Source organism: Legionella geestiana, from assembly GCF_004571195.1.
Taxonomy (GTDB): domain Bacteria; phylum Pseudomonadota; class Gammaproteobacteria; order Legionellales; family Legionellaceae; genus Legionella_B; species Legionella_B geestiana.
In genome coordinates this window covers 1687501-1705236 of record NZ_CP038271.1, presented here as the reverse complement: position 1 = coordinate 1705236, position 17736 = coordinate 1687501, and the positions used below count along the sequence as shown (strand labels likewise).

Below are 17736 nucleotides of genomic sequence, written 5' to 3'. Positions count from 1 at the left end.
CTACACTCTGATTATTTCTTATCTTTAGGCTTTTTAGTTCCGTATTTGGAACGACCCTGCTTCCTGTCGTTGACGCCTGAGGTGTCGAGGCTGCCACGCACTGTGTGATAGCGCACACCTGGAAGATCTTTAACCCGGCCGCCACGGATGAGAATCACCGAGTGCTCCTGGAGGTTGTGACCTTCACCACCGATATAACTTGATACTTCAAACCCGTTGGTCAGCCGTACCCTGGCCACTTTACGCATGGCTGAGTTTGGCTTTTTAGGGGTTGTTGTATATACCCGTGTGCAAACTCCACGACGCTGTGGACAGGATTCAAGTGCTGGAACGTTACTTTTCTTTTTGACGTTCTCGCGCGGCTTTCTAACTAACTGGTTAATCGTAGCCATTTTGTTAACTCCAGCTTACGCTTTTGATTATTTGGAATACATAAAGAGGCCGGATTCTATATGGCACCCGCCAGTTTGTCAAGTTGATACTGGCGGGTGTTCAATAGCTTGTCACTCTTCGCGATTTTCTGCATTAAGGGCTTCGCTCAATGCATGTTCTACATCACTTGCCGTAATTGCGTGAGACTGCTCACCACCTGCAATTCGTGCACGCTTTGCCTTTCGAGACTGATGATAGGCATAGCCAGTACCTGCAGGTATCAGCCGTCCGACCATCACGTTCTCCTTCAAGCCACGCAAATCATCCACTTTACCGCTAACTGCAGCTTCTGTGAGAACGCGTGTTGTCTCCTGGAACGATGCAGCTGAAATAAATGATTCAGTCGCAAGAGACGCCTTCGTAATACCGAGAAGGATTGGCGTACCTGCCGCCTGCATCTTATCGGCATCTTTCAGCTTATCGTTTTCCTGCAGCATGGTGCATTCTTCAACCTGCTCACCAGCAAGAAAACGCGAATCTCCTGCAAACGTGATAACACGCTTGCGAAGCATCTGACGAACAATCACTTCAATGTGTTTGTCGTTAATTTTAACACCCTGCAGTCGATATACGTCCTGTACTTCGTTAACGATGTAGTTTGCGAGTTCACCAACACCAAGCAGTCGCAGAATATCATGTGGATTAAGTGGACCTTCAGCAATCAGTTCACCCTTCTCTACATGCTCACCCTCAAATACAGAAATTGGGCGCCATTTCGGAATAAGTTCTTCGTGAACTTCGCCATTGGGTGAGGTGATGATAAGACGTCGTTTACCCTTCGTTTCTTTACCATAGCTGACGACACCGGTTTTCTCTGCCATTACGGCTGAGTCTTTTGGCTTGCGAGCCTCAAAGAGATCCGCAACCCTTGGCAAACCCCCGGTGATGTCACGCGTTTTTGAACGTTCCTGTGGGATTTTTGCAATCACATCGCCCACGCCAACAACAGCATTATCTTCAAAGTTGATAATGGCGTCGACTGGCAGGTAGTACTGTGCAGCAACGTTCGTACCAGCCAGCAGAATGTCTTCACCGCTGTCTGACACCAGCTTCACAAGCGGACGGTATTCCTTGCCTGACGAGCTGCGCTGTTTAGCATCAGTGACTACAATGTTGCTAAGGCCTGTTACCTCATCCGTCTGTCGGTGCATCGTAATCCCATCTACGAGGTCAACAAACTTCAAGCGACCCGCCACTTCTGAGACAACAGGGTGCGTATGCGGATCCCAGGTCGCAATAATCTGCCCGGCTTCAGCAGCAGATTGATCGTGCACCGAAAGTACCGCTCCATAGGGCAAATCATAACGCTCACGCTCACGTCCAAACGTATCCACTACAGAGACTTCTCCAGAGCGTGAAACCGCAACCAGATAGCCTTTAGAGTGCGTAACGGTCTTAATGTTGTGCAGTCGGATAGTACCTTTGTTCTGAATCTGGATGCTGTTTGCAGCAGTTGCCCGTGATGCCGCGCCTCCGATATGGAAGGTACGCATGGTGAGCTGTGTTCCTGGCTCTCCAATGGACTGTGCTGCAATAATACCCACTGCCTCACCAGTATTTACAAGGTGTCCACGTGCAAGGTCACGTCCATAGCAGTAGGCACACAAACCAAAGCGAGTTTCACAGGTAATCGGCGAACGTACCTTAACCTGATCAACCCCGAGTTGCTCAAGCTTCTCAACCCACGCTTCGTCGAGCAGTGTACCGGCAGTTACTACCGGTTCATCCTGATTCGGAATATAGACATCTGCCGCGACTACACGTCCAAGTACGCGTTCATGCAATGGCTCAACAATGTCACCACCCTCAATCAACGGTTGCATGATGATGCCATGTTCCGTTTTACAATCGAGTTCAGTGATGACAACGTCTTGAGCAACGTCAACGAGTCGACGTGTCAGATATCCTGAGTTCGCAGTTTTAAGCGCGGTATCGGCAAGACCCTTACGCGCACCGTGAGTTGAAATAAAGTACTGGAATACGTTCAATCCTTCACGGAAGTTTGCTGTGATGGGGGTTTCAATGATTGAGCCGTCTGGCGCCGCCATAAGCCCCCTCATACCGGCAAGCTGTCGAATCTGAGCAGCAGAACCCCTTGCGCCTGAATCGGCCATCATGAAGATAGGGTTAAAGGATTCCTGTCGAACAGTCTTACCTTCCCGAGTCACAACTTCTTCAGTGGCAATTTTGCTCATCATAGACTTGGCCACGAGTTCGTTCGTGCGCGACCAGATATCGATTACTTTGTTATAACGTTCACCGTTAGTTACAAGACCTGAGCGGAACTGCGATTCAATTTCACGCACTTCATTGTCAGCCTGGGCAATAATAGCAGGCTTATCATCCGGTATAATCATATCGTTAATGCCGATAGACGCTCCGGCTCGGGTCGCGTATTTAAAGCCGGTATACATCAGTTGATCGGCGAAAATAACGGTTTCTTTCAGTCCAAAGCGACGGTAGCAGGCATCGACTACTCGTGAGATGACCTTTTTGGTCATCGGACGGTTAATGGTTGAAAACGGCATCCCCTTTGGCAGTATGCCTGCAAGAATCGCACGACCTACCGTTGTTTCTACAAGTCGGTAACCGCTCTGGCCGCCTGATTTGCCGCCTTCTTCGTCTTCATCACCGACCAGTTCAACCGGCATGCGGATACGTACTTTCGCATGCAGTTCTATGAGGTCTGCCTCGTAGAAATTCTGTGCTTCGCTGGTGCTTGCAAATACTTTACCTTCACCCTTCGCATTAATGCGTTCGCGAGTTAAGTAGTACAGACCAAGTACAACGTCTTGGCTCGGTACAATAATAGGTTCACCGCTGGCCGGAGATAGAATGTTGTTTGTCGACATCATCAGCGAGCGCGCTTCAAGCTGTGACTCAAGCGTCAATGGCACGTGTACGGCCATCTGGTCACCGTCAAAGTCGGCGTTGTAAGCCGTACACACGAGCGGATGCAGTTGAATGGCCTTGCCTTCAATAAGTACAGGCTCAAACGCCTGAATACCGAGTCTGTGAAGTGTTGGTGCGCGGTTCAAAAGAATAGGATGCTCGCGAATCACGTCATCAAGGATATCCCAGACAACTGGATCTTCGCGCTCTACCATCTTCTTCGCGGCTTTAATAGTGGTCGCAAGCCCGCGAAACTCAAGCTTACTGAAGATAAAAGGCTTAAAGAGCTCAAGTGCCATTTTCTTGGGCAGACCACACTGATGCAGTCGCAGCGTAGGGCCTACTACAATGACCGAGCGTCCAGAGTAGTCCACGCGCTTTCCAAGCAGGTTTTGACGAAAACGACCCTGTTTTCCTTTAATCATATCGGCAAGCGATTTTAATGGACGCTTGTTAGAGCCCGTAATCGCACGTCCGCGACGGCCGTTATCAAGCAGCGCGTCCACAGATTCCTGCAGCATGCGTTTTTCGTTACGAACAATGATATCGGGCGCATTTAAATCAAGAAGCCGCTTCAGTCGATTATTTCGGTTAATAACACGTCGATACAGGTCATTAAGATCCGATGTCGCAAAGCGTCCACCATCCAGCGGTACCAACGGTCGCAAATCGGGTGGCAGCACTGGAAGAACGTCCATTATCATCCATTGCGGCTTATTACCAGAATCATGAAACGCTTCAAGAAGCTTTAATCGTTTGGTAATTTTCTTGATTTTCGTTTCAGAATTAGTCGTTGGCAGCTCTTCGCGAAGATTGCGAATCTCACCTTCAAGATCAATCTGACGTAACAAATCACGAATGGCTTCAGCACCCATTCGTGCATCGAACTCATCGCCATACTGCTCGATGGCATCAAGGTACGCTTCATCATTGAGCAGCTGACCACGTTCAAGCTCGGTCATGCCAGGATCAACGACAACAAATGCTTCGAAATAGAGTACGCGCTCGATATCACGCAAAGTCATATCCAGCAACAGTCCGATGCGGGACGGAAGGGATTTCAGGAACCAGATATGAGCAACCGGACTGGCAAGCTCAATATGTCCCATGCGCTCGCGGCGTACTTTTGCATCAGCAAGCTCAACACCGCACTTCTCACAGATAACGCCACGGTGCTTAAGGCGCTTGTACTTTCCACAAAGACACTCAAAGCTCTTAACCGGGCCAAAAATTTTAGCACAGAAAAGACCGTCACGTTCAGGCTTGAACGTGCGGTAATTGATAGTTTCGGGCTTTTTGACTTCTCCGTACGACCAGGTACGAATCATCTCCGGTGATGCGAGAGCTATCTTGATAGCATCAAATTCTTCGCTCTGCCCCTGCAGTTTGATATTTCCAATCAGATCGCTCATCAGCGGCGCTCTGCGAATCATGTCAGTGTCCAGGTTCGGATTAGCCAAGTCTGTATCTCCAAAAATGTGTTAGTCTGAATGTTCTCATCCGCTTAATCGTGACCAAGCTCAATATCAATGCCCAGTGCCCGTATCTCTTTCAACAGTACGTTGAAGGACTCTGGCATGCCCGGATCCATGCGGTGATCACCATCCACAATGTTTTTGTAAATCTTGGTTCGACCTCCAACATCGTCTGACTTGACGGTTAGCATTTCCTGCAACGTATATGCCGCACCGTACGCTTCAAGCGCCCACACTTCCATCTCCCCGAAACGCTGACCACCAAACTGTGCTTTACCACCAAGTGGCTGCTGCGTAACGAGACTGTATGAGCCGGTAGAACGGGCGTGCATTTTGTCGTCAACGAGGTGATTAAGTTTCAGCATATACATGTAGCCAACCGTTACCGGATTGTCGAATTGTCTGCCAGTACGACCATCGATAAGCACCGTCTTACCGTCTTCTGGCATTTCGGCAAGCTTAAGCATTGCCTTGATTTCTGCCTCAGAGGCGCCGTCAAACACTGGGGTTGCCATCGGCACGCCGGCACGCAGATTATTGGCAAGCTCTAAGATTTCTTCATCATTGAGCGTATCAAGCTTCACGCGTTTCATGCCGTCGTGGTTGTATATCTTGTCAAGAAACTGCCGAATTTCTTTTACGCTGGCTTTCTCGTCCAGGTAACGTCCTATGCGAAGCCCTAATCCCTTGGCAGCAAGACCAAGGTGAGTTTCCAGCACCTGGCCGATGTTCATACGGGACGGAACACCAAGCGGGTTCAATACGATGTCAACTGGTGTGCCATCTTCCATATGAGGCATGTCTTCTACTGGTACAACAATAGAAATTACCCCTTTGTTACCGTGACGACCTGCCATCTTGTCACCAGGCTGGATACGACGTTTTACAGCCAGATACACCTTAACAATCTTCAGTACACCCGGAGCGAGATCATCGCCCTGAATGATTTTTTTACGGTTATCGTTAAAACGCTTTTCCATTTCCTTGCCAAGCAATTCAAGCTGCTGTGACAATTTTTCAAGCTGCTGGCTGCATGTATCGTCTTCAAGACGCACGTCAAACCATTTTTCACGCTCAAGCTTGTTGAGGTATGCGGCTTCAACCACACTGCCTGGTTTCAGACTGCCTGGCCCACCGGTTGCAACCTTGCCAAGAAGCAGTGCATTCGCGCGTTGATAAATATCTTCTTCACGGATACGGCGCTCATCTACAAGATCCTTACGCACGCGGGCAAGATGCTCTTCTTCAATGCTTCTGGCACGCGCATCTTTCTCAAGACCGTCACGTGTGAAAACCTGAACATCAATAACGGTACCATTCATGCCTGAAGGAACACGCAGGGATGAGTCTTTTACGTCAGAAGCTTTTTCACCGAATATGGCGCGCAGCAGTTTTTCCTCGGGAGTAAGCTGTGTTTCCCCTTTAGGAGTCACTTTACCAACGAGAATATCACCGGCTGAAACTTCTGCACCAATATAGACTACCCCCGACTCATCAAGGCTTGCCAGTGCCGATTCACCAACGTTAGGAATGTCAGACGTAATTTCTTCTGTACCAAGCTTGGTGTCGCGTGCAATACAGGTTAACTCTTCGATATGAATCGTAGTGAAGCGATCGTCTTGAACAATACGCTCTGACAGAAGGATGGAGTCCTCAAAGTTGTAGCCGTTCCATGGCATAAACGCCACAAGAAGGTTTTGTCCAAGAGCAAGCTCACCCATATCCGTACAGGGTCCGTCGGCGAGAATATCTCCCCTGGAAATCTTGTCACCTGTAGAAACGATGGGACGCTGGTTGATTGAGGTGTCCTGATTCGAGCGGAAGTACTTAGTCAGGTTGTAAATATCAACCCCGGCTTCGCCGGCAACTGTTTCGTCATCGTTTACACGAACAACGATACGCGAGGCATCCACAAGATCAATCACTCCACCACGACGCGCAACTACAGCAACGCCTGAGTCAGACGCAACCGTGCGCTCCATACCTGTACCTACGAGAGGTTTCTCAGAACGAAGTGTTGGTACGGCCTGTCGTTGCATGTTCGAGCCCATCAACGCGCGGTTCGCGTCATCGTGCTCAAGGAATGGAATAAGAGAAGCCGCTACAGAGACAATCTGCTTCGGCGAAATATCCATGTAGTTAATCTTGTCGGGCGTAGTCAGCGAAAATTCGTTCTGATGTCGACAGGGAACCAAATCGGCAAGGATGGTTCCATTTGCATCTACTGGAACACTGGATTGTGCAATGTACTGATCGACCTCTTCAATCGCTGAAAGGTATTCAATCGTATCGGTTACACGACCATCAACAACTCTACGGCACGGGGTTTCAATGAATCCGTACTCGTTTGTGCGCGCATACACTGATAACGAATTTATCAGACCGATGTTTGGCCCTTCAGGCGTTTCAATCGGGCACACGCGACCATAGTGTGTAGTGTGAACGTCCCGTACCTCAAAACCTGCACGCTCACGGGTAAGACCGCCTGGTCCAAGTGCTGAGACGCGTCGTTTATGCGTTACACCTGACAGAGGGTTCACCTGATCCATAAATTGCGACAGCTGGCTTGAACCAAAAAATTCCTTAACAGCTGCAGAAACGGGTTTTGCGTTAACGAGATCCTGTGGCATCAGATTCTCGGATTCTGCAAGACTTAGCCGCTCCTTAACAGCTCGCTCAACGCGTACAAGGCCCACGCGGAACTGGTTTTCGGCCATTTCACCAACACTGCGCACTCGACGGTTACCAAGGTGGTCGATGTCATCAACCATGCCTACGCCGTTACGAATATCAATCAGCGTCTTAATGACCGCAAGAATATCTTCTTTGGTGAGTGTACCGGGGCCGGTATCTTCTTTACGGCCAACACGTCGATTAAATTTCATCCGCCCGACAGCAGAAAGGTCGTACCTGTCTTCTGCAAAAAACAGGTTTTTAAAGAGTGTCTCAGCAGCCTCTCTAGTTGGCGGCTCACCAGGTCGCATCATTCGGTAAATTTCTACCAGTGCTTCAAGCTGGCTGGTGGAAGAGTCAGATTTTAAGGTATCTGAAATATAGGAACCGTGATCAAGATCGTTAGTGTAAATGACTTCAAACTGGTTGATGCCGTGAGACACCAGGCTGCTTAGTAAATCATCGGTCAATTCATCGTTGGCCTTCGCCAGCATTTCGCCTGTCGACGCATCAATACAGTTTTTGGCAAGTGTTTTTCCAAGAAGATATTCTCGCGGAACGCGTAAATCCTTCATGTTTGCTTTTTCAAGCATTTTAATGTGTCGTGCCGTAATTCGACGACCTTCCTCAACAACCAGCTCGCCGGTTTCGGGAATAACGATGTTGAAAGATGCAATTTCACCTCGAAGCCTCGAGGGAATTAAATCAATGTGGTATTCGCCCATGCTGTAACGGCAAACCGTCGTTTCGAAGAATTCAGCAAGAATCTGTTCAGTTTCGTAGCCAAGCGAGCGAAGCAACACGGTGACTGGCAGTTTGCGGCGACGGTCAATGCGAACAAAGAGGCAATCTTTAGGATCAAATTCAAAGTCGAGCCACGATCCACGGTAGGGAATAATACGCGCTGAATATAAAAGCTTGCCTGAGGAGTGCGTTTTACCGCGATCGTGTTCAAATATAACGCCAGGAGAGCGATGAAGCTGTGACACAACGACCCGCTCAGTACCGTTGACGACAAAGGTACCTACATCTGTCATTAACGGAATTTCACCCATGAACACATCCTGTTCACGAATGTCCTTGACGGGTTTTTCATCACCTGGTGCATCCTTATCAAGTACGACCAGACGAATTTTAACGCGCAGAGGCGCTGAATAAGTGAGTCCGCGAAGCTTACACTCTCGGACGTCAAAAGCGGGTTCACCCAGCCTGTAGGATACGTATTCGAGGCGTGCGTTGCCGGAAAAACTCACAATGGGAAATACGGAAGCGAATGCTGCATGAAGACCTGTTTTCGTCAGATCAACATTGTCAGCGTCTACCTGCAGAAAATCCCTGTAGGATTTCAGCTGGATATCGAGCAGATTTGGAATGCCCATAATATCCGCCTGTTTGCCAAAGCTTTTGCGAAATCGTTTTTTCTCAGCATGTGAATATTGAGGGTTAGCTTCTGCAACTGCCATGGGATTTCCTCTGTAATTTATCGATGTTTTCAAACACGTAAACCCAGCCATGAAAACATGGCCGGGTTTCAAAGCTTACATGTAGATTCGTTATTTAACGTCTACTTTAGCGCCAGCTTCTTCAAGTTGCTTTTTGATGTCAGCCGCTTCGTCCTTGGAAACGCCTTCCTTCACAGTTGAAGGCGCACCTTCAACGAGGTCTTTGGCTTCTTTCAGGCCCAGACCGGTGATTGCACGGATGACTTTAATCACGTTAACTTTGTTATCGCCGAAAGATGTCATGATGACGTTGAATTCGGTTTGCTCTTCTGCGGGTGCAGCACCAGCAGCAGCGCCAGGCGCTGCAACTGCAACTGGAGCAGCAGCAGTAACACCAAACTCTTCTTCCATTAATTTAATAATTTCAACGATTTCCATAACGCTTTTCTTGCCGATTTCTTTTACGAAATCCTGTGCAGACATAGTCATATTCAGCTCCTGGTAAAAATGTATTGATTGAATCGTGGTTTAAGCTTCTTTTTGATCCTTGAGGGCTGCCACTGTGCGTACGAATTTTGTATGCGGCTCAGCCATAGTACGTACCAGCTTCTCGACAGGAGCTTTAAGTGCATACATAAGCTTGGCAATCGCTTCGTTTTTGGTAGGCAGACTGGCCACAGCGTCAAGCTGTTCAGGACCATATACATCCTTACCAACACAAAGTGCTTTGACTTCAAGTTTCTCAAATGTCTTGATGTGGTCTTTAAGCAATCGCGCTGCATCACTTGGGGCTTCCAGTGAAAGCGCAATAAACAACGGACCAACCAGTTTATCACTAAGGCAGGATAAATCTGTGTTTTCAAATGCTCTTCGTGCAAGAGTATTCCGCACAACTCGCATGTAAACACCGGATTCGCGTGCCTTGGTACGCAACTGGCTCATTTGGTTAACAGTTAAACCACGGTAATCAGCAACTACTGCTGAGATAGCCTTGGAAGCAACTGCTGACACTTCCTCTACTACGGCTTTTTTTGCAGCCAGTGTTATCGTCACGTTACTGACCTCCTTACTGTGTACAAATCACAAGGATTTGTCCGTTATGGTGGCCGGCCCGCAGAAATCTGGAGTCGGTTCACCGTCTGCGCAGGATATTAAGCGTTCGCACCTGCGGTCTTCGACGGCAATGAACCGGAGTCCATGCCGCGAATACTTCTTGAAATGGGTAGATATTCTACACTGGTAGAGTAGACAAATCAACCGGTACACCTGCACCCTGCGTTGATGAAAGGGTTACTTTCTTTATGTAGATTCCTTTTGCAGAAGCGGGCTTGTGCTTTCTAAGATCAGTAATCAGTGCGGCAATATTCTCAAGAATATCTTCAGCACTGAACTTCACTTTACCAATGGACGTGTGAATAATGCCATTCTTGTCGTTACGGTAGCGAACCTGTCCAGATTTGGCATCACGAACAGCGGCCTCAACGTTCATGGTTACGGTTCCAACCTTTGGGTTAGGCATCAAACCACGTGGACCAAGAATTTGTCCAAGCTGACCTACGACACGCATGGCATCAGGTGTTGCTATTACAACACTGTAATCAAGGTTACCCGCTTTCATCTCTTCGGCGAGGTCCTCAAAGCCCACTCTGTCAGCACCAGCTGCTCGTGCCTTTTCTGCGTTTTCACCTTGTGCAAACACGGCAACTCGAACAGTTTTACCAGTTCCCTTGGGAAGGTTGGTTGAACCACGTACTCCCTGGTCGGATTTACGAGCATCAATACCAAGATTTACACTGATATCAAGGCTTTCATCCCATTTAGTGCTGGCAAATTCCTGTACAATAGTGATTGCTTCATTCACAGGATAAAGCTGTGCGGGCTTTACGCGCTCACGAATTTTCTGTTGTTTTTTGCTCAATGACATGGTTATCCCCTAGACCAAATCTTCAACTTCGATACCCATGCTGCGCGCGGTGCCAGCGATGGTTCGTACGGCAGCCTCAAGATCAGCCGCAGTAAGATCAGGAGCCTTTGTTTTAGCAATGGCTTCAAGATCAGCGCGCTTGAGTGTAGCGACCTTCTTAGTATTGGGATTGCTGCTGCCGCTTTGGATATTGGCTGCTTTTTTCAGCAGTACAGATGCCGGAGGGGTTTTAGTGATAAAAGTAAAGCTTCTATCGCTGTACACGGTTATTACTACAGGCGTCGGAAGGCCTTGTTCAAAACTTTGTGTGTACGCATTGAACGCTTTACAAAATTCCATGATATTCACACCACGTTGACCGAGTGCCGGTCCAACTGGTGGACTTGGGTTTGCTTTACCTGCAGGGATCTGCAGCTTAATATAACCATCTACTTTTTTTGCCATTTTATACTCCTGATGGGTAACTGTCGCACTCTGTAACAACATTATGGTGTTATGACAGAGTGCTCCCCTTGCTTCAGAATGCAACTGCAAAAGCGGCTGCATCTGAAATACACTGAGGCGCGTGTCCTCACAATACGAAATCGGTTTTTAGCCGCTGACACTGAACGAGTGACTTTCGTTTTTACGCTTTTTCGACTTGACTGAATTCAAGTTCTACTGGTGTTGAGCGTCCAAAAATCAGTACGGCAACACGAAGACGGCTTTTCTCGTAGTTTACTTCTTCTACTACACCGTTAAAATCAACGAAAGGACCTTCTTTGACACGAACAACCTCGCCAGGCTCAAACAATACTTTTGGCCTCGGCTTAGTAACGCCTTCTTCAACACGCTGCATGATTGCATTAGCTTCTTTATCGGTGATTGGCGTAGGCGTTTGGCTCGTGCCGCCGATAAAACCAAGTACTCTTGGAATTTTTCGAATCATATGCCATGTTTCATCGTCCATGACCATATGTACGAGCACGTAACCCGGGAAAAATTTGCGTGTACTTTTGCGTTTTTGTCCAGCACGCATCTCAACGACTTCTTCGGATGGCACTACAACTTCACCAATTCTGTCTTCAAGGCTTTGATGCTGAACCCTCGAACGAATTTCGCGCATGACAAAATTCTCATACCCTGAGTAGGCATGTACCACGTACCACTGTTTGGTCTTTTTGTCTTCCACGTAATTATCAACCCAATTGTGTTAACTTGCTGATGACCCAAATCACTATGGAGTCAACGCCCCACAGCGCAAACCCGGTAACAGCCACCATAACCATTACGATTGATGTTGTCTGTACTGTTTCAGGTCGGGTAGGCCAGACGACTTTATCAAGTTCCGCCTTTGCTTCTTTAGAGAATGCCCACGCACTGCGTCCCTGACTGGTAAAGTAACCAAATCCAAGAATCGCAACCAGCCAGACAATCCAGACCAACGCTTTAATCGGACCGGAAAAATGGTAATAATACGTTCCAAAGAATGCGCCAACTGTTACGAGAACTATAGCAAACCACGCTGTTATCTGGACGGGCTTAGCGACTTCATCTTTCATTGTATTCTTAGTTTCATAAAGTTGGCAGGCCAGGAGGGGATCGAACCCCCAACCTGCGGTTTTGGAGACCGCCACTCTGCCAATTGAGCTACTGGCCTGTTCTTACATGTGGGGCCCGCAAGGACCCCACCACCACTAACGCTTACTCGATGATTTTAGCGACAACACCAGCACCTACAGTTCTTCCACCTTCACGAATAGCGAAGCGAAGACCGTCGTCCATTGCAATTGGACAGTGCAGGTTAACGGTCATCTGGACGTTATCGCCAGGCATAACCATTTCCACACCTTCTGGAAGGTCACAGGTTCCAGTTACGTCCGTAGTACGGAAGTAAAACTGGGGACGGTAACCATTGAAGAAAGGCGTGTGTCGACCACCTTCGTCCTTGGAAAGGACATATACTTCAGCTATAAACTTTGTGTGTGGCTTAATGGAGCCTGGCTTAGCCAGTACCTGACCACGCTCAACGTCATCACGCTTCGTACCACGCAGAAGCACACCTACGTTATCACCAGCGCGACCTTCGTCAAGCAGTTTTCGGAACATCTCAACGCCTGTACAGGTCGTTTTCTGTGTGTCACGAATACCTACAATTTCAACTTCCTCGCCCACTTTAACAATACCGCTCTCAACACGACCAGTTACAACGGTACCGCGGCCGGAAATGGAGAATACGTCTTCGATTGGCAGCAGGAAAGGCTTCTCGATATCACGTGTCGGCTCAGGAATGTAACTGTCCATTGTCTCGACTAGTTTCATAATGGCTGGCACACCAATATCACTTGTGTCACCCTGAAGTGCTTTCAGTGCAGAACCAACGATGATTGGAATATCGTCACCGGGGAAGTCGTAGCTGCTCAGCAAATCACGCACTTCCATCTCAACAAGTTCCAGAAGCTCTGGATCGTCAACCATGTCGGCCTTGTTCAGGAACACAACAATGTAAGGCACACCGACCTGACGGGACAGAAGAATATGTTCGCGAGTCTGAGGCATAGGGCCATCAGCTGCAGAAACAACAAGAATAGCGCCATCCATCTGCGCGGCACCGGTGATCATGTTCTTAACATAATCCGCGTGGCCTGGGCAGTCTACGTGTGCGTAGTGACGATTTGCGGACTGGTACTCTACGTGCGCAGTAGCAATCGTAATTCCACGTGCTTTTTCTTCAGGCGCTGCGTCAATCTGGTCGTAAGCGCGCGCTTCACCGCCAAACGCCTTAGCCAGCACCGTTGTAATGGCAGCCGTCAATGTCGTTTTACCATGGTCAACGTGTCCGATGGTACCAACGTTCACGTGCGGTTTGGTGCGGTCAAATTTTTCCTTAGCCATCGGAAAATCCCCCATTATATTGGTTATTTAAGTGTGGTGCCCACAACTGGACTCGAACCAGCGACCTCTTCCTTACCAAGGAAGTGCTCTACCGCCTGAGCTATGTGGGCCAATGATACAATAAAGCCAGGCCCTTCGTGTTACGGCTCCACCGTTTTGGAGCGGGTGATGGGAATCGAACCCACGCTATCAGCTTGGAAGGCTGAAGTTCTACCATTGAACTACACCCGCTTGTTACTGTAACCAGTTATTACTGGTGGAGGGGGAAGGATTCGAACCTTCGAAGGCAGTGCCGTCAGATTTACAGTCTGATCCCTTTGGCCGCTCGGGAACCCCTCCAAAAAGAACGCCATTTTCGTTCAATAGTCATATAATGTCAATACTGACATTGAACTTTTCCAAGTTCAATGACTCTTAAAAAAATGGTGCTGGCACCAGGAATCGAACCCGGGACCTACTGATTACAAGTCAGTTGCTCTACCTACTGAGCTACGCCAGCATGTTTCTGTACTACTTACTCAAAAGCCCCGGCAGTTTGCAGGGGCTTTGAGGTATGTGTATGACTGCATGTGCAGTCAGTATAAAACCCTGGCGATGACCTACTTTCACATGAGGAGACCTCACACTATCATCGGCGCTGGACCGTTTCACTTCTGAGTTCGGGATGGGATCAGGTGGGGCCGGACCGCTATGGTCGCCAGGAAAACTCTTCTGCCGTACACACGGCAGTGGCAAAGATTGAGATACACGTTTCAGAGTTACCTGAAGTCTCTCAGGTTATATGGTCAAGACAATCAGCCAATTAGTACGAGTCAGCTTCACGCATTACTGCGCTTCCACACCTCGCCTATCAACGTCGTAGTCTTCAACGGGCTTCATGGGAAAACTCATCTTGAGGGAGGCTTCCCGCTTAGATGCTTTCAGCGGTTATCCCGTCCGAACTTAGCTACCCGGCAATGCCACTGGCGTGACAACCGGTACACCAGAGGTTCGTCCACTCCGGTCCTCTCGTACTAGGAGCAGCTCCTCTCAATTTTCCTACGCCCACGGCAGATAGGGACCGAACTGTCTCACGACGTTCTAAACCCAGCTCGCGTACCACTTTAAATGGCGAACAGCCATACCCTTGGGACCTGCTTCAGCCCCAGGATGTGATGAGCCGACATCGAGGTGCCAAACACCGCCGTCGATATGAACTCTTGGGCGGTATCAGCCTGTTATCCCCGGAGTACCTTTTATCCGTTGAGCGATGGCCCTTCCATTCAGAACCACCGGATCACTAAGACCAACTTTCGTTCCTGCTCGACCTGTCGGTCTCGCAGTCAAGCACCCTTTTGCCTTTACACTCATGGTACGATGTCCGACCGTACCGAGGGTACCTTTGTGCTCCTCCGTTACTCTTTGGGAGGAGACCGCCCCAGTCAAACTACCCACCATACACTGTCCTCAGCCCGGATTACGGGCCTAAGTTAGAACCTCAATAATTACAGGGTGGTATTTCAAGGATGGCTCCATACGAACTGGCGTCCGTACTTCTTAGCCTCCCACCTATCCTGCACAGTAATCATCAAAGTCCAGTGCAAAGCTATAGTAAAGGTTCACGGGGTCTTTCCGTCTAGCCGCGGGTACACTGCATCTTCACAGCGATTTCAATTTCACTGAGTCTCGGGTGGAGACAGTGTGGCCATCGTTACGCCATTCGTGCAGGTCGGAACTTACCCGACAAGGAATTTCGCTACCTTAGGACCGTTATAGTTACGGCCGCCGTTTACCGGGGCTTCGATCAAGAGCTTCTCCGAAGATAACCCCATCAATTAACCTTCCGGCACCGGGCAGGCGTCACACCCTATACGTCATCTTACGATTTTGCAGAGTGCTGTGTTTTTAATAAACAGTCGCAGCCACCTGGTCTCTGCGGCCCTTCCCAGCTCCATACGTTCATACTTCACCAGAAAGGGCGTACCTTCTCCCGAAGTTACGGTACCATTTTGCCTAGTTCCTTCACCCGAGTTCTCTCATGCGCCTTGGTATACTCTACCCGTCCACCTGTGTCGGTTTGCGGTACGGTTCCGTACAAGCTGGAGCTTAGAGGCTTTTCCTGGAAGCGTGGCATCAATGACTTCTCTGTGCCTAAGCCAGAACCACTCGCACCTCAGCGGTAGCGGGTAAACGGATTTGCCAATCTACCCCGCCTGCATGCAAGTACCGGGACAACCAACGCCCGGCTCACCCAGCCTTCTTCGTCCCCCCTTCGCACTTGTACAAAGTTCAGGAATATTAACCTGATTCCCATCGACTACGCGTCTCCGCCTCGCCTTAGGGGCCGACTCACCCTGCTCCGATTAACGTCGTGCAGGAAACCTTGGACTTACGGCGAGAAGGTTTTTCACCTTCTTTATCGTTACTCATGTCAGCATTCGCACTTCTGATACCTCCAGCATGCTTCTCAACACACCTTCATCGGCTTACAGAACGCTCCCCTACCACGCAGACTTGCGTCCGCATCCGCAGCTTCGGTGCTCAGTTTTAGCCCCGTTACATCTTCCGCGCAGGCCGACTCGACCAGTGAGCTATTACGCTTTCTTTAAAGGGTGGCTGCTTCTAAGCCAACCTCCTGGCTGTCTCTGCCTTCCCACATCGTTTCCCACTTAACTGAGCCTTTGGGACCTTAGCTGGCGGTCTGGGTTGTTTCCCTCTTCACGACGGACGTTAGCACCCGCCGTGTGTCTCCCGTGATTCAATTAAACCGTATTCGGAGTTTGCATCGGTTTGGTAAGCCATGACAGCCCCCTAGCCGAAACAGTGCTCTACCCCAGTCAATTACTCACGAGGCGCTACCTAAATAGCTTTCGGGGAGAACCAGATATCTCCGGGCTTGATTAGCCTTTCACTCCGAGCCACACCTCATCCGATAATTTTTCAACATTACCCGGTTCGGACCTCCAGTTGGTGTTACCCAACCTTCATCCTGGGCATGGCTAGATCGCCCGGTTTCGGGTCTACTCACAGCGACTCGCGCCCTATTCAGACTCGATTTCTCTTCGGCTCCCTTATACAGTTAACCTCGCCACTGAAAGTAACTCGCTGACCCATTATACAAAAGGTACGCAGTCACCCAACCTAAGTCAGGCTCCCACTGCTTGTACGCAAACGGTTTCAGGTTCTTTTCACTCCCCTCGCCGGGGTTCTTTTCGCCTTTCCCTCACGGTACTGGTTCACTATCGGTCAGTAAGGAGTATTTAGCCTTGGATGATGGTCCACCCATCTTCAATCAGGATTTCACGTGTCCCGACCTACTTCTTGATACGCCTGGTTCCTGCATGACTTCACGTGTACGGGACTATCACCCCCTTTGGTCAGACTTCCCAGACTGTTCCACTTCATCATGCATAAATCGTATCGGCTCCTCCCCGTTCGCTCGCCGCTACTTGGAGAATCTCTCTTGATTTCTTTTCCTTCGGGTACTTGGATGTTTCGGTTCCCCGAGTTCGCTTCCATGACCTATGTATTCAGTCATGGATAACAGCACTCGCGCACTGTTGGGTTCCCCCATTCGGACATCCGCGGGTCATAGCTCGTTTCCAGCTCACCGCGGCTTTTCGCAGGATTCCACGTCCTTCATCGCCTCTTACTGCCTAGGCATCCACCGTTTGCGCTTTTCTTCTTGACCATATAACCTCAAAAACCTCAAAGTTATACGCTCTCTTTCGCATCGCCATCGCACGTTAATGCAACAGCTCGCATGTGTACCTCAATCTTTGCCAAATTGTTAATTAACCTCTGGATACTCCAGACACAAAAACACCTTGATGCTCTTGGGTCAGGATAATCCGTCCGTCTACGGTTTGATGGTGGAGCCGGGGAGGATCGAACTCCCGACCCCCTGCGTGCAAGGCAGGTGCTCTCCCAGCTGAGCTACGACCCCTTTTTTACTGCGGCTTTTTTTTCTGCTTTTCGTTGTGCCTGCCTGCTCACTCAGTCACATACTCATGTATGCTCCTTCATTCGCCGTCAGTCACGCCTC

General features: G+C 49.2%; 10 protein-coding genes, 6 tRNA genes and 2 rRNA genes. All 18 read right to left on the bottom strand.

What is annotated here, in order from left to right:
• Positions 1-11: 11 nt before the first annotated feature.
• On the bottom strand, positions 12-392 hold the full coding sequence (rpsL, locus tag E4T54_RS07485) for a 30S ribosomal protein S12 (RefSeq protein WP_028386055.1): 381 nt from the start codon (positions 390-392) through the stop codon (positions 12-14).
• A 111-nt stretch (positions 393-503) separates the two neighbouring features.
• Complete coding sequence (gene rpoC, locus E4T54_RS07480; RefSeq protein WP_035901949.1) at positions 504-4736, bottom strand: DNA-directed RNA polymerase subunit beta'; 4233 nt, start codon at positions 4734-4736, stop codon at positions 504-506.
• 92 nt (positions 4737-4828) lie between these two features.
• On the bottom strand, positions 4829-8935 hold the full coding sequence (gene rpoB / locus E4T54_RS07475; RefSeq protein WP_058387095.1) for a DNA-directed RNA polymerase subunit beta: 4107 nt from the start codon (positions 8933-8935) through the stop codon (positions 4829-4831).
• Between the two features lie 90 nt (positions 8936-9025).
• The gene (gene rplL / locus E4T54_RS07470) at positions 9026-9403 is read right to left on the bottom strand and encodes a 50S ribosomal protein L7/L12 (protein WP_028386058.1); all 378 of its coding nucleotides are present in this window, start codon (positions 9401-9403) and stop codon (positions 9026-9028) included.
• 39 nt (positions 9404-9442) lie between these two features.
• Positions 9443-9967: a 50S ribosomal protein L10 gene (gene rplJ / locus E4T54_RS07465; RefSeq protein ID WP_028386059.1), complete on the bottom strand. Its 525-nt coding sequence runs from the start codon at positions 9965-9967 to the stop codon at positions 9443-9445.
• 178 nt (positions 9968-10145) lie between these two features.
• Entirely contained in the window at positions 10146-10838 is a 693-nt protein-coding gene (rplA, locus tag E4T54_RS07460) for a 50S ribosomal protein L1 (RefSeq protein ID WP_028386060.1), read from the bottom strand.
• Positions 10839-10847: 9 nt separating this feature from the next.
• Positions 10848-11282 carry a 50S ribosomal protein L11 gene (gene rplK, locus E4T54_RS07455; RefSeq protein WP_028386061.1) on the bottom strand — a complete coding sequence of 145 codons (435 nt, stop codon included), beginning with the start codon at positions 11280-11282 and terminating at the stop codon, positions 10848-10850.
• Positions 11283-11463: 181 nt separating this feature from the next.
• Positions 11464-12009, bottom strand: a complete 546-nt coding sequence (nusG, locus tag E4T54_RS07450; protein ID WP_028386062.1) for a transcription termination/antitermination protein NusG — start codon at positions 12007-12009, stop codon at positions 11464-11466.
• Between the two features lie 7 nt (positions 12010-12016).
• Positions 12017-12379, bottom strand: coding sequence for a preprotein translocase subunit SecE (secE, locus tag E4T54_RS07445; RefSeq protein WP_028386063.1), 363 nt, complete (start codon positions 12377-12379; stop codon positions 12017-12019).
• Positions 12380-12401: 22 nt separating this feature from the next.
• Positions 12402-12477: transfer RNA gene (locus E4T54_RS07440), tRNA-Trp, on the bottom strand.
• A gap of 44 nt (positions 12478-12521) precedes the next feature.
• Complete coding sequence (gene tuf, locus E4T54_RS07435; RefSeq protein WP_115152860.1) at positions 12522-13712, bottom strand: elongation factor Tu; 1191 nt, start codon at positions 13710-13712, stop codon at positions 12522-12524.
• Positions 13713-13746: 34 nt separating this feature from the next.
• Positions 13747-13822: transfer RNA gene (locus E4T54_RS07430), tRNA-Thr, on the bottom strand.
• Between the two features lie 47 nt (positions 13823-13869).
• Positions 13870-13943, bottom strand: a tRNA-Gly gene (locus E4T54_RS07425).
• A gap of 23 nt (positions 13944-13966) precedes the next feature.
• Positions 13967-14051 (bottom strand) — tRNA-Tyr (locus E4T54_RS07420).
• 84 nt (positions 14052-14135) lie between these two features.
• Positions 14136-14211, bottom strand: a tRNA-Thr gene (locus tag E4T54_RS07415).
• An 87-nt stretch (positions 14212-14298) separates the two neighbouring features.
• Positions 14299-14414 (bottom strand): 5S ribosomal RNA (rrf, locus tag E4T54_RS07410).
• A gap of 79 nt (positions 14415-14493) precedes the next feature.
• Positions 14494-17382 (bottom strand): 23S ribosomal RNA (locus E4T54_RS07405).
• Positions 17383-17561: 179 nt separating this feature from the next.
• A tRNA-Ala gene (locus E4T54_RS07400) sits at positions 17562-17637 on the bottom strand.
• Positions 17638-17736 lie beyond the last annotated feature (99 nt).